Annotated in this window: 20 protein-coding genes; 17 read left to right on the top strand and 3 right to left on the bottom strand. The window is 44.0% G+C overall.

The genetic code is table 11. The features are described 5' to 3' along the window. Nucleotides 1-7 precede the first annotated feature (7 nt). From WC407_RS02550 to cobA, 3 genes are read left to right on the top strand one after another with little or no spacing between them, the layout of a single operon-like run. Nucleotides 8-1,594 carry a nitrite/sulfite reductase gene (locus WC407_RS02550; RefSeq protein ID WP_373020942.1) on the top strand — a complete coding sequence of 529 codons (1,587 nt, stop codon included), beginning with the start codon at nucleotides 8-10 and terminating at the stop codon, nucleotides 1,592-1,594. Beyond that, nucleotides 1,566-2,870, top strand: a complete 1,305-nt coding sequence (locus tag WC407_RS02545; protein WP_373020940.1) for an aminotransferase class V-fold PLP-dependent enzyme — start codon at nucleotides 1,566-1,568, stop codon at nucleotides 2,868-2,870. Before WC407_RS02550 ends, WC407_RS02545 begins: the two co-directional genes overlap by 29 nt. After that, a complete protein-coding gene (gene cobA, locus WC407_RS02540; protein WP_373020938.1) occupies nucleotides 2,867-3,610 on the top strand; it encodes a uroporphyrinogen-III C-methyltransferase in 744 nt (247 codons plus the stop codon). The genes WC407_RS02545 and cobA overlap by 4 nt, the downstream gene beginning before the upstream one ends. A 15-nt stretch (nucleotides 3,611-3,625) precedes the next feature. Here cobA and WC407_RS02535 read toward each other — a convergent pair whose 3' ends face one another. Next, on the bottom strand, nucleotides 3,626-4,036 hold the full coding sequence (locus WC407_RS02535) for an Rrf2 family transcriptional regulator (protein WP_373020936.1): 411 nt from the start codon (nucleotides 4,034-4,036) through the stop codon (nucleotides 3,626-3,628). 61 nt (nucleotides 4,037-4,097) lie between these two features. Further along, nucleotides 4,098-4,850, bottom strand: coding sequence for a response regulator transcription factor (locus WC407_RS02530; protein WP_373020929.1), 753 nt, complete (start codon nucleotides 4,848-4,850; stop codon nucleotides 4,098-4,100). A gap of 193 nt (nucleotides 4,851-5,043) precedes the next feature. Here WC407_RS02530 and WC407_RS02525 point away from each other — a divergent pair, with 193 nt between their 5' ends. Both WC407_RS02525 and ligA read left to right on the top strand, forming a co-directional pair. After that, a complete protein-coding gene (locus WC407_RS02525; RefSeq protein WP_373020927.1) occupies nucleotides 5,044-5,955 on the top strand; it encodes a tetratricopeptide repeat protein in 912 nt (303 codons plus the stop codon). Further along, nucleotides 5,952-7,964: an NAD-dependent DNA ligase LigA gene (gene ligA, locus WC407_RS02520; RefSeq protein ID WP_373020925.1), complete on the top strand. Its 2,013-nt coding sequence runs from the start codon at nucleotides 5,952-5,954 to the stop codon at nucleotides 7,962-7,964. The genes WC407_RS02525 and ligA overlap by 4 nt, the downstream gene beginning before the upstream one ends. Here the strand turns inward: ligA and WC407_RS02515 are convergent. After that, nucleotides 7,890-9,083, bottom strand: coding sequence for an NAD(P)/FAD-dependent oxidoreductase (locus WC407_RS02515; RefSeq protein ID WP_373020923.1), 1,194 nt, complete (start codon nucleotides 9,081-9,083; stop codon nucleotides 7,890-7,892). The genes ligA and WC407_RS02515 overlap by 75 nt on opposite strands. A gap of 95 nt (nucleotides 9,084-9,178) precedes the next feature. Between WC407_RS02515 and WC407_RS02510 the strand changes: the two genes are divergently transcribed. The 12 genes from WC407_RS02510 to WC407_RS02455 all read left to right on the top strand — a co-directional run bounded on the left by WC407_RS02510 (nucleotide 9,179) and on the right by WC407_RS02455 (nucleotide 18,878). Further along, nucleotides 9,179-9,889, top strand: a complete 711-nt coding sequence (locus WC407_RS02510) for a TlyA family RNA methyltransferase (protein ID WP_373020921.1) — start codon at nucleotides 9,179-9,181, stop codon at nucleotides 9,887-9,889. Further along, nucleotides 9,870-10,697 carry a bifunctional riboflavin kinase/FAD synthetase gene (locus WC407_RS02505; RefSeq protein ID WP_373020919.1) on the top strand — a complete coding sequence of 276 codons (828 nt, stop codon included), beginning with the start codon at nucleotides 9,870-9,872 and terminating at the stop codon, nucleotides 10,695-10,697. The genes WC407_RS02510 and WC407_RS02505 overlap by 20 nt, the downstream gene beginning before the upstream one ends. A 61-nt stretch (nucleotides 10,698-10,758) precedes the next feature. Then, on the top strand, nucleotides 10,759-11,175 hold the full coding sequence (locus tag WC407_RS02500) for a c-type cytochrome (protein ID WP_373020915.1): 417 nt from the start codon (nucleotides 10,759-10,761) through the stop codon (nucleotides 11,173-11,175). A gap of 199 nt (nucleotides 11,176-11,374) precedes the next feature. Beyond that, a complete protein-coding gene (locus WC407_RS02495; protein WP_373020913.1) occupies nucleotides 11,375-12,052 on the top strand; it encodes a F0F1 ATP synthase subunit A in 678 nt (225 codons plus the stop codon). Between the two features lie 9 nt (nucleotides 12,053-12,061). Next, on the top strand, nucleotides 12,062-12,349 hold the full coding sequence (locus WC407_RS02490) for a hypothetical protein (protein WP_373020911.1): 288 nt from the start codon (nucleotides 12,062-12,064) through the stop codon (nucleotides 12,347-12,349). Next, complete coding sequence (locus WC407_RS02485; RefSeq protein WP_373020909.1) at nucleotides 12,346-12,897, top strand: thiamine phosphate synthase; 552 nt, start codon at nucleotides 12,346-12,348, stop codon at nucleotides 12,895-12,897. Before WC407_RS02490 ends, WC407_RS02485 begins: the two co-directional genes overlap by 4 nt. A gap of 18 nt (nucleotides 12,898-12,915) precedes the next feature. Then, a complete protein-coding gene (gene gatB, locus WC407_RS02480) occupies nucleotides 12,916-14,346 on the top strand; it encodes an Asp-tRNA(Asn)/Glu-tRNA(Gln) amidotransferase subunit GatB (protein WP_373020907.1) in 1,431 nt (476 codons plus the stop codon). Nucleotides 14,347-14,354: 8 nt separating this feature from the next. Continuing rightward, a complete protein-coding gene (locus WC407_RS02475; protein ID WP_373020903.1) occupies nucleotides 14,355-15,914 on the top strand; it encodes an ion transporter in 1,560 nt (519 codons plus the stop codon). Then, nucleotides 15,911-16,612 (top strand): NAD-binding protein, encoded by a 702-nt coding sequence (locus WC407_RS02470; RefSeq protein ID WP_373020901.1) that lies wholly within the window; start codon nucleotides 15,911-15,913, stop codon nucleotides 16,610-16,612. The genes WC407_RS02475 and WC407_RS02470 overlap by 4 nt, the downstream gene beginning before the upstream one ends. After that, nucleotides 16,609-17,499: an NAD(P)H-dependent glycerol-3-phosphate dehydrogenase gene (locus WC407_RS02465; protein ID WP_373020899.1), complete on the top strand. Its 891-nt coding sequence runs from the start codon at nucleotides 16,609-16,611 to the stop codon at nucleotides 17,497-17,499. Before WC407_RS02470 ends, WC407_RS02465 begins: the two co-directional genes overlap by 4 nt. 10 nt (nucleotides 17,500-17,509) lie before the next feature. Beyond that, nucleotides 17,510-17,800: a Dabb family protein gene (locus tag WC407_RS02460; protein ID WP_373020896.1), complete on the top strand. Its 291-nt coding sequence runs from the start codon at nucleotides 17,510-17,512 to the stop codon at nucleotides 17,798-17,800. A 10-nt stretch (nucleotides 17,801-17,810) separates the two neighbouring features. Further along, nucleotides 17,811-18,878, top strand: a complete 1,068-nt coding sequence (locus WC407_RS02455; RefSeq protein ID WP_373020894.1) for a hypothetical protein — start codon at nucleotides 17,811-17,813, stop codon at nucleotides 18,876-18,878. Nucleotides 18,879-18,880: the final 2 nt, after the last annotated feature.

Raw genomic sequence — 18,880 nt, 5'->3', positions numbered from 1 at the left:
GTAACCGATGGCTTCAGAATCAAAAGCCCAGCGCGTAGAGCGGATAAAAAGCGAAAAAGACGGATTGGATGTTTTAGATGATATTGCCCGTTACGCCCAAAGCGGTGAGGCAATAGATCCTGAAGATATCGATCGGTTTAAATGGTACGGTCTTTATACGCAGAACAAAAACCTGCAAGGACCAGAGGATGAAACTCTCTACTTTATGCTTCGAGTCAAACTTGAAGGGGGATATCTGAACCGTAAACAGTTGATTGAAATCGGAAAGATATCCAAAGAGTTGGCACGCGATACGGCCGATTTGACAACACGTCAGGATATACAGTTTCATTGGATAAAGGTGAGTGATCTTCCGCAGATATTTGCCCGATTGGCTAGGGTAGGACTCAGTACGATAGAAGCTGCAGGAGATTGTCCGCGCAATATTGTCTGCTGTCCGGTAAACGGTATTGATAAGGAACAGATTGACGATGTCCGTGATGTCGTCGATGCTCTGAATGATTTGTACCGCGAAAATCGCGCTTTTTCCAATCTTCCCCGAAAGTTCAAAGTGGGAGTGAGCGGATGCAGCAAACACTGTATTTCGCACGAAGTTCAGGATTTAGCCTTTACGGCGGTTAAACGTCCTGAAGGTGCAATCATTTTCAGTGTCAGTGTCGGAGGAGGGCAGGCGAGCAATCGCCGCATCGCCGAGCATATCGGATATGTACAACGGACGGATGTGGTGGCAATCGCTGAATCGGTTGCAGGAATTTATCGCGATTACGGAGCACGTGACAATCGTTCAAAAGCCCGTTTGGGTCACTTGATAGAGGATTGGGGTGTTGAGCGTTTTGTGAACGAACTTGAAAAAGATTCGGGAGTAACATTTGATCCGTATGATGGAGCACCTTTTACCCCGTATCCGCGTCGGAGCCATTTCGGAGTATTGGAGAGTACAAAAGAAGGATACAACACCATCGGCTACGCCATTACCAGCGGACGTATCGGCGGTGAACGATTACACTCTCTTGGAAATATTCTTGAATTTTACGGGGTTGAGGGGATCACTCTCACAACCACGCAAAATATTGTTGTCCAAGGGGTTCCAGCAGCAGTGAGTAAAGCATTTACGGAGACATTGGAAGCGGCATTAGGATTGGATGCCAATCCATCTGTTTTTGAAGCGCGTACATTGGCTTGTACGGGATTGAATTTTTGTAAATTTGCAGTGAGTGAAACCAAAAATCTTGCGATTGAGGTTGTAGCGTATCTGAAAGATCGATTTAGCGATTTTAATGAGCCGATCAGTATCAGTATCAACGGATGTCCTAATGCGTGTGCCCATCCGCATATCGTTGATCTTGGTTTTGTCGGCGCGATTGTTAAACGGGACGAAGAGAAGTTCAAAGGGTTTGATTTGATCGTAGGCGGCCATCTCGAAGGGGAACAAAGCCGTTTTGCAGTGAAAACCGGTGTAAAGGTCACTTCAGATGAAGTTGCACCTCTGATTGAATCGCTTATCAGAGAATATGAACCAAGCAGTAGTAGTAATTTTGGAAATTTTTTATTGGAGAAATATACTCATGAGTCAGCTATTCCGACCGCTTCTTGAGGCCGGCGACAAATACTCCCAGATAATCGGCAAGACGATTGGGAGACATAAAAAACACTATTTTGATTATACGGCGTCAGGTTTGGCTTATGAGTCGATTGAAGAGCGTATCCGCGAAGTTCTTGAGACATATGCCAATACCCATTCCAAAGAGGCGTCGATGGCGGCCAAAACGGACAGTTACTACCGTCAGGCACGAGAGCATTTGAAAACGCTCTTAGCGTTGGATGAGGGCTTTGCCATTCTTCCCAGCGGATGCGGTGCGACAGCCGCGGTTAAGCGGCTACAGGAGATTCTTGGGCTTTATATTCCTCCTGCGACGCGAGCGCGATACAGTGGTTTGGATATCGCAAAATTGCCGCTTGTCATTGTAGGGCCGTATGAACACCACTCTAACGAGATCAGCTACCGTGAGGCATTATGCGAAACGGTACGAATCGGTTTGAATTCTAAAGGGCTGGTGGATTTGGAAGAGTTGGAGTGGATATTACGAGCTGCCAAAGATCGAGAGATTATCGGCACCTTTTGTATTGCTTCGAATGTAACGGGAACGATTACCCCTTATGCCGAGATTTCAGCATTGCTGCGACGTTATGGGGCACTCGTTTGTTTTGATGCAGCGGCATCCTCCGCATATCAGAATATTCCCTGTGAACTCTACGATGCAATGGTCTTTTCGCCGCACAAACTGTTGGGCGGTCCCGGATCGTGCGGATTGCTTGCGATACGGAAGAACCTGTTTGATGCAGAGGGTTCTCCGACGTTTGCAGGAGGCGGGACGGTAAGTTACGTGAGCCGTAAAAGCCATACCTTTGTTGAGGAAATCGAAGATCGAGAGGATGCCGGTACTCCGGGAATCTTGCAATTGATTCGTGCTGCACTGGCCTATCAGCTTCGCAATGAACTGGGATTCGAATGGATCGGATCGTCTAAAAAAGTGTTGCATACGCATCTTGTGAAAGAGCTTCGGAAAATTCCGGGTGCAGAGTGTTACGGATGCCGGAGTGCGGAAAATATCGGTATCGTATCGTTTAATATTCATAATGTTGACCCCTATGCTCTGTGTGCGCTTCTCTCCGATGAAGAGGGATTTCAAACGCGCGCCGGATGCTCATGTGCGGGTCCTTACGGACATGACCTGTTAGGTTTGAGTGATGATGAGCCATTGGAAATACGTCCGGGATGGCTTCGGATTACTGTCCATTACTCGCAGACGATTGAGGATATAGATGCTCTGATCGGTGCGATCAAAAAATCGATAAGGAGACTTGAATGAAATCGCTAGATAAAGGTAAAGTATACCTTGTCGGTTGCGGACTTGGTGATGTCGAATTGCTGACATTAAAAGCTGCGCGGATTATTTCAGAAGCACCGGTGATATTATACGATCATCTTATCAGTGCTGAAATACTGGAACTGATACCGCAGCAGAGCAAAAAAATATACGTCGGGAAACAAAAAAGCTGCCACAGCGTTTCCCAAGAAGAGATCAATGCCCTGATTGCAGCGTATGCCGATCAAGGATTGGATGTAGCCCGGCTCAAAAGCGGTGATCCCTATATCTTCGGACGGGGGAGTGAAGAAGCTCTTTATCTGATTGAGAGAGGATATGCAGTCGATGTAATCGCGGGAATCTCCTCCTCGGTAGCCGGACCGGCGTGTGCCGGTATTCCGCCAACCGCACGAGGGTATGCGGCAAGCTTTTCAGTGGTATCAGCACATTTGAAAGATTCTGCGTTTAATGCTGATTGGCTTGGATTATTGCTTGTATCCAATCACACAACCGTTGTGTTGATGGGGCTTACTCTTGTCGGACAGATAAGAGAAGCGGCTCTTGCCATTGGTGTAGATGGCAATTTGCCTGCAGCGATTGTTTCGAATGCATCGCGTCCTGACCAAACGACGATAGTAACAACGCTTAATAATATCGAAGAAGCATCGTATGGCGCTAAGAGTCCTGCCGTATTGGTATTTGGAAATGTTGTACATTTACACGGACGACTTCCGTCGTATTAAAGACGATGGGGTCGTTTAGATAAAATACATCGATTGATTATTCAGTTTTTTCCCCTCATCCACAAGCTCCTGCAATGACTCTTTAAAAAGCTCCTGCATCTCATTGGCTGCCCGTTCCCACAACTTATTTAATACGGCATTGGGGCCTGCATTCATCATACATAGACCTCCCTCAAGGGTAACGAGAACGGTATAAACGGAAATTTCCGAGGGTGCTTTAGCTAATATATAACCACCACGAGCTCCTAAGATACTCTGTATTAGCCCCTCTTTGCGTAGACTCGAGAGAATATGTTCCAGATAGTTTTGAGGTATTGATGCTTTATCGGCAATCTGATGAATTTTTAGAGGGCCCTGTTGATAGTGACATGCCAATTCATACATTGCTGCAAGGCCATATGAACCTTTCGTAGTTATTCCTGCCAAAACTTTCCCTCTCCCTCATAATATGAACATATTATATCGGGGAGAGGGTTAAATTAGTGTGTTATTCGATGTAATATCCAAGCCCCATAGCATTTTGGATGAGAGGGATGGGGACTTTTTGGTTCAGCCGCCAAACAAGTGTCCGTACGTCATTATGGGTCTGATAGTTGCCGCCCCAGACAAACCGGATGATCTGTTCAAAATCGACAATGGTTCCCAGCTGGGCAATGAGTAAGGTTATAAGGGCTCGCTCTTTTTTCGTCATTTTGATCTCATCATTTTGATAAAAGAGGGAATAGTTTTTCAGTTTAAACTGATAACAATCGCACAGCTTTATTTTGGAACTATTGGCCTGTACATTGAAAGCACGTTTTCTTAATTGCTCATATTCACTGCGAAGCTGTTGCATCGTAGCATTATACGTTTCTGTTTTTTTGAAGCAATGAAATGCACATTCCATAGAGGTATGTAGGCTTATGGGATCAAAGGGTTGGACATGATAGCCGTGCGGATTTGTTTTTTGGGCTTTAAAAAGTAAAGCGTCATTAGCCTGGTTAGAGAGATAGATAAAAGGGAGTGCTCCAAATTTATGTAAAAAGTTTCCGATGGTAAAGCTATCTTCGGATGTTTCTATGTCAAGGGTGATCACTACTAAATCCGGTGCGTAATGAGAAAGTGCATTTTCTAATGCAACCACTCTCTTTGGGATTGAAAACAGATCGTATCCATAGGCCTCAAGTGAATGTTTTAAACTGGCTGAATCGCTTTCATCCTCCCCGACAATGAGCACTTTTAATGTGCTTGATGTATCCATAATAACATGCCTTCAATCGAAAATAAAATATAAGGCTAATTTTACTGAATGATCATTCATTTGTCAATAAGGATGGGATGATTTAGATAGGTGTATAATTACAAAAAATAGTGTGTAATTTGACTAAATATAGGATGACTACGTGTTAAAAAAACTGTTCAGCCCTTTCCTCCATGCGATAAATTTTAGGAGAATGATAAAACGTGCAGAGCAAGGAGACTTCATTGAACAAAATAAATTGGGAGATATGTATTATTTAGGTTCCTATGTATCCCAAGATTACAAAAAAGCACTCTATTGGTACACTCAATCGGCTGAGCAGGGATATTTACCTGCTCAAACCCATTTAGGGGAAATGTACGAATGTGGTTATGGCACGTTGCCCGATAATGTTAAAGCTGCACATTGGTACACAAAAGCTGCCAAACGTGGGGAGAACACGGCTCAAAACAGTCTTGGATGGATGTATGAAACAGGTAAAGGTGTTGAACAAGACTACACTTTGGCTGCTGATTGGTATTATAAAGCCGCAGCCAAAGGCGCCGCAGATGCACAGTATAATCTCGGTACGATGTATGAAGCCGGAAAAGGGATGGTCCAAGACTCTCGCCAAGCATTTGAATGGTACAAAAAATCTGCTGAGCAAGGATACGCACCGGCTCAAACAAGTCTCGGTATGATGTTCGCGGAGGGATATGGCGTTTTGCAAGATATACGTCAAGCGATGAGCTGGTATCAAAAAGCGGCAGATGAGGGATACGCTGTTGCACAATCCCGTTTAGGTGATATCTATGAAACTAAAAAAGATACGGCCAAGGCAATTTATTGGTATCGTTCGGCTGCAGAAATCGGAGATACATCGGCACAAACCAAACTGGGGTTAATGTACAGTTTCGGGAAAAATCTCCCCAAAAATCCGATTATCGCCTATGCATTATTAGAAATGGCAGTATCAAGCGGCAATGAAACGGCAAAAGATATTTACGATGCCATAGCCAAAGGGCTCATACCGGCACAAATAGAGCAAGCGAAGATATTAGTGAATGAAGCTGAAAAATTATGGGCATTAATCGATAGCACTTTAGATGAAAAGATGAAAAAATGATTCACACCGAATACCAAAACGCCGTAGAGCAACTTAAAAAATATTCCTACCATTACTATGTCCTCGACGATCCCATTACGACGGATGAAGAGTACGATATCCTCTATCATCAAGTTGTAGCGTATGAGGCAGAACACCCTGATGAAATAATCATCGATTCACCGACACAGCGGGTAGGGGATGTGCCTCAAGATAAATTTGACAAAGCACAGCATCTCAGCCGTATGTGGAGTTTGGAAGACCTTTTCAACCGCGATGAGCTGGAGACGTGGGTAAACCGTATCACCAAGAGTTACGGGGATGTCCGTTTTTACTGTGAACCCAAATTTGACGGGGCAAGTCTGAATCTTATCTATGACAACGGTGTATTGGTACAAGCGATTACACGCGGAGACGGTGTAGAGGGGGAAGATGTTACCCAAAACGCCAAAACGATTCAGAGTATCCCATTAACTATTCAATATCAAGGACGGATTGAGATACGAGGTGAGGTGGTGATCTTCAAAGAGGATTTTGAGAAGATCAACGAAGAGCGGCTACGCAACGGTGAGTCCCTTTTTGCCAACCCGCGCAATGCGGCGGCGGGGAGTCTTCGACAGCTTGATACCCGCATCACTGCATCGCGCCGTTTGGTTTTTATGCCTTACGGTATCGGAGCCAACACGCTGGAAATCAAAAACCTCTCGGAGCGGATGGAGTGGGTTTATAGTCTCGGATTTCGTAATCCTCACATGACCCACTTGTGCGTTAGTGCGGATCAGATCGAGGCTTTTTACCATGAGATGCGCATTGAGCGGGATAACTTTGCGATGCTGTTGGACGGGATGGTGATCAAAGTCGATGCGATTTCAGTTCAGGACGAACTGGGCTATACCGTCAAAAATCCCCGTTGGGCTGCGGCGTATAAATTTCCGGCAATAGAGAAGCTGACAACGCTCAAAGAGGTCATCATGCAGGTGGGTCGCAGCGGTGTAGTTACCCCTGTTGCGATTGTAGAACCGGTCGATATCGAAGGGGTAACGGTAGAGCGCTCAACGCTTCATAATTTTGATGAGATCGAGCGTAAAGATATCCGTATCGGTGACAAGGTGATCATATTGCGCAGCGGTGACGTTATCCCAAAAATTGTTAAGGTAATTGCAAGCGAACGAGATGGAAGCGAACAGATCATCCATCGCCCGCATCATTGTCCTGTATGCGGTTCGGAACTTCTTGATGAAGGAGCATTGATCAAATGCCAAAATCTCTCCTGCGAAGCACGAGTTGTCAATTCCATCATCTATTTTGCTTCTAAACAGTGCCTCAATATCGACGGATTAGGGGACAAAATCGTCGAAGCACTCCATCAATCAGGATTAGTGAGAGAAGTCAGTGATCTTTTTAGCCTTACGATGGAACAGCTCCTTTCTTTGGAAGGGTTCAAGGAGAAAAAGAGCCGCAATCTCATTGATGCGATTGTTGCGGTAAAGGGGTGTGATTGCTGGCGCTTTATCAATGCTTTAGGGATCGAGCATATCGGGGAAGTAGCATCCAAAACGCTTTGCACCTCATTTGGAACGGCATTTGATAAGGCAAGCCGAGAAGAGATTTTGGCATTGGAGGGATTCGGAGGGGAGATGGTCGAATCGGTTCTTGAGTTTGTCCGTGTGAATCAGGAAAAGATTGAAAGACTTAGATCGATTCTAAATCCGGTTGCTCCGATAAAAATTGAAGCTCACGAGAATCCCTTTAAAGGCAAAAGCGTTGTGATTACCGGTTCGATGAGTGTTCCGCGCGATCAAATCAAAGCCGTATTGGAGGGATTGGGGGCAAAAGTTGCCTCATCCGTGTCGAAAAAGACCGATTATGTGGTGTATGGCGAAGATGCGGGGAGCAAGTACGATAAAGCGGTGGAACTGGGTGTGACGTTACTTACCGAGAGCGAATTTCGCTCCTTAACGTCGCTTTCCGATAGTGCTGCGTCGTCGCAAGGGGTTAGTGTACAGCCGAAAAATAGCCTTTTTGATTAAGTAGGCGAGATACCCTTTTACTTTGATCCCTCCGGGCAAGATGCCTGCCCCGTATTCCCCCCCCAACGCAATCATTATTCCTTGATTTTTAAAACGAAACGGACGTTTCGGTTCCCCTTTGAGTGAGCGAAGAATATTGGCGGCAACGTGTTCGGCACCCCGTTCGGCTAATTGTGCGGTCGGCGGGATAAATTTAGCGTTTTCGTCGAGGGCTTGAGTAATATCCCCGATGGCATAAATATTCTCATGTGCAGGAATATTCAGATTTTCATTGACAACCAAATGCCCTTTCCTATTTGTCTCAAATCCGAGATATTGGGTAAGTGTCGATGCGGCAATCCCCCCCGTAAAAATCATAAATTCAAAGGTGAGTGTTGTCCCGCTGTCGAGTAGAATTTCTCTTTCGCGCACTTCACTGATACGGTTATTATGCCAAACATGTACACCAAGTTTTATCAGTCGTTCATAAGCGCTTTCGATCAAAAACGGATCCATCCCAAAGAGGATAGATTCATATGCATCGATGAGGTATACATCGATGCCGCGACATCCGAAATTGCCGTTTTGATAGAAGCTATTGGCATAGGCCGCCATTTCTGCGGCAATCTCAACACCGGAGAGTCCCGCTCCTCCGATGATGATATTAAAAGGTTCAACATCGCATCCGTGCGATTGGGCTTCGATACGGTTGAGGAGCGAGCGTTCAAACTGCTGTTTGAAATCAAGTGCGGCAGGGATACTTTTTACCCCGTGGGTATGCTCCCGAAGTCCTTTGATGAAATCGGGAAAATAGGTTCGGCTTCCGGTTCCGATAATGAGATGATCGTAATGAATGCTTTGAGTTTGGGTTTGTACAAGGGAGCTTGCGGTATCGATGGCACTCACTTCGTCGCAAACAAACTTGACCGTTCCGAAACTTTTACACAGTGAGGGGAGATCGATCATAATGTGGGACATATCGACCTTGTTTGCGATAAAATCGTACACTTCCGCTTGCATATAGTGATAAGGATTTTTATCGATCAGGGTCATCGTGATACGGCTGTTTGCAGCTAACTGCTCAATCGCCCGTATACCGCCATATCCGCCGCCGATGATCACTACATGAACTGATTTCACACGTTATCCCTAATTTTTTTTGCAATGGTAGCGGATTTTGGGCTCATTCTCAACGGTTTCGCTATAATTTGCTTATTAATAGTGATAGGAAATAAATGAGACTTGATAGTCATTTGGTAGACATTGGATTGGTAGAGAGCCGTAACAAAGCACAACAGTTGATAAAAGATCATGCAGTAAGCGTTGATGGAAAGATTATTGATAAAGTCTCTTTTGAAGTGAATGAAGGGATGGTGGTTGAAATTGCTGATGCGGAGCTTTACGTCAGTCGTGCCGCTATCAAGCTAAAAGGATTTCTCCCTTATACCGAATGGGAGTTAAAAGGGTTAAACGCACTTGATATCGGGTCGAGTACGGGAGGATTTACCCAAATTCTTTTAGAAGAGGGTGTTCAGAATGTCACCTGCGTCGATGTCGGAAGTGATCAACTCCATCCAAGTCTGCGCAGTGATTCACGGGTGAGTGTGTATGAAAATACCGATATTCGCGCCTTTACGAGTGAACGTTCTTTTGATATTGTTACGTGCGATGTAGCTTTTATCCCCTTAGAACTTATTCTCGAATCAATGGATCGCCTTGCATCGCGCTATATTATCGTCCTATTTAAACCGCAGTTTCAAGTCGGGCGTGAAGTGAAACGGGATAAAAACGGTGTGGTGAAAGACGATAAAGCTATCGGAAAAGCGATGATCCGTTTTGAAGATTCTTGCGCTTTATTAGGATGGAAAATGGTTGCCAAAGAGGTCGCCCATATAGCAGGAAAAGAGGGAAATCAGGAGACGTGTTATGCCTTTATCAAAGGTTGAAGCGATTGCCTTAGGGGGATTTGACGGGATGCATATTGGGCATCAGCACCTTTTTGATCTATTAGGAGAGAAGGGGGCTATTGTCGTAATCGAGACGGGATATGCCAATCTTACCCCTGCTACTGAGAGGGAACACTATACCCATTATCCGGTAGTCTACTACTCGTTAGATGATATTCGTCATTTGGAAGGGGAAGAGTTTATTGCCTTGCTCTGTGAGCGATTTCCCCATTTGCAAACAATCGTGGTCGGGTATGATTTTCATTTCGGTAAAAATCGTCGTTATTCTCATGCTGAATTGGGTAAATTATTTTCAGGCGATGTAAAAGTGGTCGAAGAGGTGTGTTTGGAAGGAGACTCTGTCCATTCGCATAAAATACGAGCCAAAATTCAGATCGGCGATATCAGTGGGGCAAACCGTTTTTTAGGGCATAACTACTCCATAAAAGGGGTGGTTATCAAAGGACAGGGGATTGGTAAAACCGATCTGGTTCCTACCATCAATTTGGAGTGCACGGGATATTTACTACCAGGCGAGGGGGTTTATGCCGCATTTACGCGTTTGGGTGAGGAAGAACATTATCACCCCTCTGTGGTATTTTTGGGGCACCGTGTAACGACCGATGGAAGCTATGCTGTAGAGAGTCATATTTTAGGGGAGACGATAGGTTCGTACGAAAATGCGTCGATCAGTTTCGTCAAATTTTTACGAAAAAATGAGAAATTCGATTCCCTTGATTCCCTTAAAAATGCGATTGAAAATGACATTGCATCTGCGAAGAGGGAACTGCGTCATCTGAGCTTATAAACATTAAGACTTTTTTAAATACAAGGTGTTATCATTAAGTATATTAATTAAGGAGCTGTAGATGAAAACACGTGGTTTATTTGTAATTGGCCTTGCATCTTTGTTGATGTCAAGTTTCTGTAGTGCGAAAACTTTAGAAACTCCTAGTATGATTTATAAAAATCGTTGTGCTAACTGTCATGGTATTAAAGCAAACGGGATTCCGAAGCTTAAAGAACAGCCGGGTACTTCGGTAGAAGAAGCCGCAGCACAGGGTATGGCATCACAAGAAAAAGCGGATATCTACGGTCCACCTCTAGCCGCATTGAGCAAAGAGGAGCTTGTAGCTAAATTAAAAGATTTAAGAAACAAAGATTTTGACAGTAAATCGGCTCACTCTGTAATGCAGAAGAACTTAAAGAAAGTCGAAGAGCGTGAAGGTAAAATTTCCGATGAAAAAATGGCGGAGTATATTTTTACAACCTTCGGTCCCAAATAAATTCCCCTTTTCCCCAGTTGATCTGGGGTATTTTATAAAATGCCTCTTTTTTCCTCCATTTAAATCGGTTGTATTCCTTCAAAAATAGATTCATGATCATATATTGAGCGCAAAGCGAGAAGTGTAGCGTATCAGTTTATAGGAATTTAATCTCAAAACGATTATAATTGCGGCAATTTTACGCAAAGGAACGCTTCTTATGGGTGAGCTCTTTACCTTCTTTGGCCTTATTAGCCAAGAACATTCTTTTATTTTCCTCACGCACATGCTACTTACGGCGGCAATCGTCCTCGTAATCGCAAAAATGGCGACTTCTAATCTCCGCTTGGTTCCGACCGGAACTCAAAACGTAATGGAAGCCTATTTGAGCGGTGTATTGGCAATGGGTGCCGATGTTATGGGCAGAGCGGAAGCACGTCGCTATCTCCCTCTTGTAGCGACCATCGGTCTTTTCGTCGGTATTGCAAACGTTATCGGGGTTCTTCCGGGTTTTGAAGCACCGAGTGCATTTTTGGATTTTACCCTTGCTTTGGCATTGGTTGTTTTTACCTATTACAACTTCGAAGGTATTCGTCGTAACGGCATCATCAGTTACTTCAAACACTTTATGGGTCCAGTATGGTGGTTGGCATGGTTGATGTTCCCGATCGAGATCGTTTCACATATCTCTCGTATCATCTCTTTGAGTTTCCGATTATTCGGTAATGTCAAAGGGGACGATATGTTCTTGATGGTATTGTTAATGTTGGCTCCGTGGATTCTTCCTATCGTACCGTTTGCATTGTTGACCTTTATGGCATTCTTGCAAGCGTTCATTTTCATGATGCTCACCTATGTTTATCTCGGTGGTGCAGTTCTTCTTCACGACGAACACTAAGTATATAGTATGAAGCGAAGTACGTTCGACGCGCTTTTAAGCTTCCTTAGCGGAGTATCCTGGGCTTTCGTTATCGTCGGAGCCTGGGTGACCTTTCAGTCTTTCGTTTTTCTTGGTATCGTCCCTGCAATCATGTTTACCTTTTTATTTATCTTTTTAGCTCTATTTTTAATTTTGGTACTGGAAATGATGGCGATTTATCGCGAACGTCATGAATCACAGATCAAGCAAACTGAACTTCTCGAAGAGATACAAAAGAGTTTAAAAACGTTGGCTCCGCACACTGTACACGAGTGAAAACTTATTTAATTACCGATCCCTCCTACTATGGCAGTACGCCTGATACTCTCGAATCGGCATTAGATGTGATCTATTCGCATAGATTTCCCGATTTTGTACTATTCAGAGATAAGCAAACCCCTGAATATGCTGATCTCGCACATACATTTATAACGCTCTCTCGTCAATATAAAATTCCTCATGTTTTACTGCACGGTGATTATCTTCTTGCACATGAATTAAAAGCCGATGGGGTGCATTTCACCTCTACACAATTTGACGAGATAACAGAGGCTAAAAAACTGGGGTTATACGCCGTTATCAGTACCCACTCGTATGAAGAAGCGCTCAAAGCGCAAGCGTTAGGTGCCGATGCGATCACCTACAGCCCGATTTTTACCTCCCCGAACAAGGGAGAGCCCAAGGGTTTAGAGGATTTAAAAGAAATAGTGGATAAAATAGAGATACCTATTTTTGCGCTCGGCGGAATTACGACCGAGGAGCAGATAAATGCGGTTAAAGAGTGCGGAGCTTACGGCTTTGCCTCCATCCGCTATTTTATATAAACCAAGGAAATTATTCGTATGTTTGAAACCATTATCGGTTTGGAAGTCCACGTCCAGCTCAATACCCAGTCTAAACTTTTTTGCTCTTGTCCTACGAGTTTTAACCACGAACAAAACACCAATACCTGCCCAACATGTTTGGCATTGCCCGGAGCATTGCCGGTATTGAACAAAGAAGCCGTGCGTAAAGCGGGAATGTTTGGAACAGCCGTGGGTGCAACGATTAACCGAACCAGCTTCTTTGACCGTAAAAGTTACTTTTATCCCGACAGCCCGAGTGCGTATCAAATCACGCAGCTCTATACTCCGATCGTCGAACACGGTAACTTGGTGATCGATTTTGAAGACGGAAGCCACAAAACCATCCGGATCAACCGTGCCCATATCGAGGCGGATGCAGGGAAAAATATCCATGAGGGGGCAATCTCAAAAGTGGACTTGAATCGTGCGGGGACACCGTTATTGGAGATCGTATCCGAGCCCGATATGCGCTCTGCCGAAGATGCGATTTTGTACCTTAAAAAGCTCCACTCGATCGTCCGTTATATTGATATTTCGGATGCGAACATGCAAGAGGGGTCGTTTCGTGTTGACGTTAACGTCTCTATCCGCCCCAAAGGGGATGAGAAACTCTATACCCGTGTTGAGATCAAAAATATCAACAGTTTCCGCTTTATCCAGCGTGCGATTGAACTCGAAGTAGCGCGCCAGCGTGAGGCGTGGGAAGATGGCACCTATGAGAGCGAGATTGTTCAGGAGACGCGATTGTTTGACCAAGCCAAGCAAGAGACACGCTCTATGCGCGGTAAAGAAGAAGCGGCTGATTATCGTTATTTTCCTGAGCCTGATTTGCTCAAAGTCGTGGTAGATGATGCAATGTATACGGCGGTTATCACGATTCCTGAGCTACCTGATGCGAAAAAAGAACGTTTGGTGCGCGAACACGGTATTCGTGAATACGATGCGGCAGTTATAACTGCAGAGCTGGAGAGCGCTCATTATTTTGAAGAGATGTTGGAGTGCGGTATCACGGCTAGAAATGCCGTTTCATGGCTCAGTGTTGAGTTGCAGGGACGTCTCAAAGGGGGAATGGGGGCACACGAATCGGCGGTGAGCGCTAAGATGCTTGGAACCCTTGTCAAGCGGATCGAAGAGAGTGTGATAAGCGGTAAAGCGGCCAAAGAGGTTCTTGATTATCTCCTCGAACAAAACGGCGGTGATGTGGATGCATCGATTGAAAAACTCGGACTTAAACAAGTGAGTGATACGGGTGCTCTTGAAGCATTGATCGATGACATTTTAAATGCTAATGCCGATAAAGTAGCAGAATATAAATCGGGGAAAGATAAACTTTTTGGCTTTTTCGTCGGTCAAGCGATGAAAGCATCAAAAGGTTCGGCAAACCCTAATACGCTCAACGAAATTCTTCAAGCCAAACTGGCACAATAAGGGTGGCGATGATCGGCCGATTGATCGTAGGGATTGCTTTTTATCTACAAGGATCGGCACGTTATCGTCATGTAAAGAAATTCTTTCATAATCTACTCGAAAATCCTACATACCCGTATAAGAAGTTTTTTGATTATGTGATGATGGCATTTATTGTGATGAGCGTTTATATACTTGTCCGTCATGTTAAACATGAAGTAAGTCAGGATTGGCTCTTTTTTAACAACTATATTATTTCTTTCGTTTTTTTGATGGAATATCTTTTACGTCTTTGGGTTTACAGTGATAACTCCAAAGCTATTATCGAACAGTATGAACATGATATTTTTTTACAGCGTCCGTTTGGCTGGATGGGGGCCATGCACCGAATTGTCATGATCAAAATGGGATTTATTTTCTCTCCTGCCGCTATTATCGATTTACTTGCCATAATGCCATTCTTTCACGAAATGCGATTGTTGCGGGTATTCATTTTGTTTCGTGTCTTTAAACTCTTTAGATACGCAAAAAGTTTGACACAGTTTGTTTCTATCCTTGCTTCCAAAAAGTTTGAAATTTTTACTCTCGGTGTTTTTGCAAGTGTGATTATTACGGTCTCTTCCGTACTTATTTATGTTATGGAAGCGAATAACCCCGAATCTCGCATTAATACCCTTTTTGATGCTTTTTACTGGTCTGTGGTCACAATCTTTACGGTCGGATACGGTGACTTTGTTCCGGTAACGGATGAGGGACGTGTGGTCGCAATGGTGATTATTGTGGCGGGTATCGCGGTTATCTCCTTTGCAACATCGATTGTTGTGTCAGCGTTTACCGAAAAATTGGATGAGATTAAAGAGGATAAATTGATCGATGATGTTTCAAAAATTGATCAGTTTTATCTTATTTGCGGGTATGGCCCTTTGGCCTACCAAGTTGCACATCGGTTTATTAAAAATGGAAAACAGGTTGTTATCGTAGATAACAATCATGAAAAAATCTCTGAAGCGCAAAAAGAGGGATTTTTAGCCCTAACGTATGATCCCTCTTCCCTTCATTCGTATCATATGCTGAGAATTGATTTTGAGAGTCAGGTTATTGCCGCTATCTTATTGCAAGAGAGTGATGTTTTAAATGTCTATACAGCACTCACCATTCGTGAAATGACCAAAAAGGTACCTCTTCTATCGATTTTATTACACCATGAAAATCGCCGTAAACTTACCCTTGCAGGGATTGATGAAGTTGTCTATACCCAAGAGCTTATCGGACTTATGAGCAAAGAAGTGAGTGGAAGACCGGTGGCATTTGAAGTTATACATGCTCTTCGATCTGAAAATAGCGGTGTTTTTATCGAAGAGATTATTTTAGACAAGATTATGGCAGAGCGATTTTTTGACATGGGTAAACTCCCGCTTTTTCATAAAAGGCTGATTATATTAGGGGTTTATAAACAAACGTCTCAATCGTTTTTCTTTAACCCCTCAAGTTCTCTTATGGTTGCAGCTGGGGATGTTGCCATTGTTGTAGGGACACGCTCATTGATTGATGAGTTCAAAGTATTGATACGGACCAAGGGGAGACGATGAACTCGAAAAGTGCTGTAGTATTTGGATTTAACGAATATGCTAAACAAATCGCGCTTCAAATTGCTTCGGAATACGATTCATTTGCCGTTTTTGTCCGAAATGAAGCAGAACAAACGGCTGCGCGTGCAGCTGGATTTAATGCTGAGCTATTTGATTTAAGTGAAGATTGGAAGCTTATTGAAGAGAGGTTTGATACCGATAATCTGATGGTTTTTTGTGCTTTGGATAATGATGCGGAGAACGTTTTTTTAACAATATCCTTACGATCCATTTTCGAAGAGCTTCCGATCATCGCATTGGCTGGGGATCATGAGAGTGCGGCAAAGATGAAAAGTGCCGGTGCAAACAAAGTGATGCCGATTTTACAGATTACGGCCAATGTGATTACTGAAATGCTTGAAAAACCGACCGTTACCGAAGTATTACACGATATTTTATATGAGCAATCTTTTTTGAAAATAGCCCAAATTGTAGTCCCGGAAGGGTCATTTATCGTAGGGAAACATCTGCACGACATTGATTTGGGCGAAGAATTTGATGTTTTAGTTTTAGCCATCGTCGATCATGAGATGGCAGCAACGTTTAGTTTTACTTCTCGAGGGCACAATCACCATATTGATCCGGAAGATATTTTAGTGGTTATCGGATATGAGGATAACATTTCGGCATTATCTGAGGCACTTGGGGCGCATAAATGAATACAATTGGTGTTATCGGAGCAGGTAAATGGGGAGAAGCTCTTGCCTTCGCCATGAGTGAGAAAAATGAGGTGATTATAACTTCTCGAACGCTGCGGGATTGGCCTTCATTCAAACCTCTTGAAGAGGTCTTGACCTGTGAATATCTTATTATCACCGTCCCTGCACAAGAGGTTTCGGGATGGCTTGAAGAGAACTTTACTTACAGCGGACAAAAAATTCTGGTTGCGGCCAAAGGGATAGAAGCTTCAAGCGGTCGATTCCTCAATGAAATCTACGCACAGTATGTACCTGAGTCAAATTTGGCATTTTTATCCGGCCCATCTTTCGCCAGTGAGGTGATGCGTTCTCTTCCTACCGCATTGGTGGTGAATTCGAGTTCGCGAGAGACGGCAAAAGCTTTTTGTACTCTATTTCCGACTTTCATCCGTACTTACGTTAGTGAAGATGTGATGGGTGCCGAGATTGCAGGAGCTTATAAAAACGTTATTGCGATTGCTGCGGGGATTTGTGAAGGGTTAGAACTGGGGCACAATGCTGCGGCAAGTCTCATCGCGCGAGGATTAGTCGAAATGGAGCGTTTCGGCAGAGCATACGGAGCGCAGGAAGAGAGTTTTCTTGGACTTAGCGGTGCCGGAGATCTGTTTTTAACGGCGAGTTCACCGATGTCACGCAATTATCGTGTCGGTCTCGGTCTTGCACAGGGAAAAAATAAAGAGGTCGTTTGTGCCCAGATCGGTGAGGTGAGCGAGGGGATAGGAACCGCGTATGCGCTGCATGAGATTGCCACGGCAAGAGGGATTTATCTTCCTATCGCGGCGGAAGTGTATGCAATTTTAGAGGGGAAATCCCCATTGCAAAGTTTACAGGATTTAATACAACGATAAAAGGACTAAGATGCTCGTACACATAGTGATGTTTCAATTCAAAGAAGAGAATAAAGCTGAAAATATAGCACGTGTTAAAGCAATGCTTGAGGCATTGCCGGCACAGATCGATACCCTTAAAAGTATGGAGGTTGGAATCGATATCAGCCGTTCAGAACGCTCCTTTGATCTCTCTCTTATCTCTGTGTTTGACGATCAAGCGGGACTCGATGTGTATGTGCCGCATCCGGCACATCAAGAGGTTGTGAGTATTATAAAAGAGGTGACGCTCCTCTCAAAAGTCGTCGATTACATCCGTTAAGGCCAAAATCGTGAATATTAATTCAGCTGAAGAAACATTTGAAAGTGAATCTACCCCTTTTTATGAGAAATATAAAATCCATCTCTCCCTGGTAGCAGCGATCATTATTGTGGGTATAAGTGCATTTGCACACTACAAAAATGAGCGTATTAAAGGAGAATTGGTTGCATCGATCAGTGCGTATCAAAAGAATCTTCTTCTGGTCGGAGGAGAGATGGCATACGGCTCGATTGATTGCAGCGGTATCGTTACGACGGATTGTGAAATCGAGAAGATCAAACTCTCATTATTGGGACAAGAACAACTTTCGATAGAGTCGCTTCGTCTTGGAGATATGGAAGAACTTGGTGCTTTGAAAGAGCTTGCAGAGGGGAAAGCGATCAATGCATCGATCGATATCGAAGCGGATGCGGTAGCATTGCCGAAAACCCTTATTGCTCAGCTGGTAGCTCAAAATGTGAGCAATGCGTTTCAGCAAAATACTATTGAAAAGCTCAACAGTGTAAACTTGGAATTCAAAGGGGAATTTGAAGGGGATAGAACGGTGATGAAGCATATTGTCATTGATCGATTGGTCATTGATAATGCTATCCTTCCTATACGCTTTGCAATGGAAGCGCATCAAGTTTCTGCCGTTGCTCCGGATTCGATGATACTGGATCATTTTTCTTTAAGTGCCGAGAATCGTGCCCTATCCGATGTGACATATGGATCGGTAAAGAGTTTTCATGATGGGTTAGCGCCCGCAGAACAAGCGTTGTTTTTAAAAGAGTTTGGCCTCACTTCTGAAGATATGTCGGATAAGAAAAAAGCGGCTAGCATAATTGATGCAGTGATGGCGAAACGGTTTGAAGGTGACCTTGCCAATACCCATGGAGTGGTCGAAAAAGAGCTCATTCGCGCTATTATAAAAATATTAAAAGGGGATGCGAGCGAAGTGGTTCTTGAAGGCCAAAATAAGAACAATTTGAGCGTTGCACAGCTCCAAAATGCTTTGTCCCAATCATCAAGTATGAGTGAAGATGCCGCCAAAAAATTTATGGAAGACAAATTTACGATTACGGCCAAAGCCGAGTAGTT

The organism is Sulfuricurvum sp. (assembly GCF_041651515.1).
GTDB lineage: Bacteria > Campylobacterota > Campylobacteria > Campylobacterales > Sulfurimonadaceae > Sulfuricurvum.
The sequence above is the reverse complement of the archived record's forward strand: the minus strand, read 5'-3'. Positions and strand labels throughout refer to the sequence as shown.

Bases quoted from the DNA above. Each gene is read 5' to 3' on its own strand.
- WC407_RS02500 (WP_373020915.1), top strand. From the start codon at position 10,759: ATGAAAACACGTGGTTTATTTGTAATTGGCCTTGCATCTTTGTTGATG.
- WC407_RS02545 (WP_373020940.1), top strand. From the start codon at position 1,566: ATGAGTCAGCTATTCCGACCGCTTCTTGAGGCCGGCGACAAATACTCC.
- WC407_RS02490 (WP_373020911.1), top strand. From the start codon at position 12,062: ATGAAGCGAAGTACGTTCGACGCGCTTTTAAGCTTCCTTAGCGGAGTA.
- WC407_RS02550 (WP_373020942.1), top strand. From the start codon at position 8: ATGGCTTCAGAATCAAAAGCCCAGCGCGTAGAGCGGATAAAAAGCGAA.
- WC407_RS02525 (WP_373020927.1), top strand. From the start codon at position 5,044: ATGATAAAACGTGCAGAGCAAGGAGACTTCATTGAACAAAATAAATTG.
- WC407_RS02470 (WP_373020901.1), top strand. From the start codon at position 15,911: ATGAACTCGAAAAGTGCTGTAGTATTTGGATTTAACGAATATGCTAAA.
- WC407_RS02530 (WP_373020929.1), bottom strand. From the start codon at position 4,850: ATGGATACATCAAGCACATTAAAAGTGCTCATTGTCGGGGAGGATGAA.
- ligA (WP_373020925.1), top strand. From the start codon at position 5,952: ATGATTCACACCGAATACCAAAACGCCGTAGAGCAACTTAAAAAATAT.
- WC407_RS02465 (WP_373020899.1), top strand. From the start codon at position 16,609: ATGAATACAATTGGTGTTATCGGAGCAGGTAAATGGGGAGAAGCTCTT.
- WC407_RS02495 (WP_373020913.1), top strand. From the start codon at position 11,375: ATGGGTGAGCTCTTTACCTTCTTTGGCCTTATTAGCCAAGAACATTCT.
- WC407_RS02475 (WP_373020903.1), top strand. From the start codon at position 14,355: ATGATCGGCCGATTGATCGTAGGGATTGCTTTTTATCTACAAGGATCG.
- WC407_RS02460 (WP_373020896.1), top strand. From the start codon at position 17,510: ATGCTCGTACACATAGTGATGTTTCAATTCAAAGAAGAGAATAAAGCT.
- WC407_RS02510 (WP_373020921.1), top strand. From the start codon at position 9,179: ATGAGACTTGATAGTCATTTGGTAGACATTGGATTGGTAGAGAGCCGT.
- gatB (WP_373020907.1), top strand. From the start codon at position 12,916: ATGTTTGAAACCATTATCGGTTTGGAAGTCCACGTCCAGCTCAATACC.
- WC407_RS02505 (WP_373020919.1), top strand. From the start codon at position 9,870: ATGCCTTTATCAAAGGTTGAAGCGATTGCCTTAGGGGGATTTGACGGG.
- cobA (WP_373020938.1), top strand. From the start codon at position 2,867: ATGAAATCGCTAGATAAAGGTAAAGTATACCTTGTCGGTTGCGGACTT.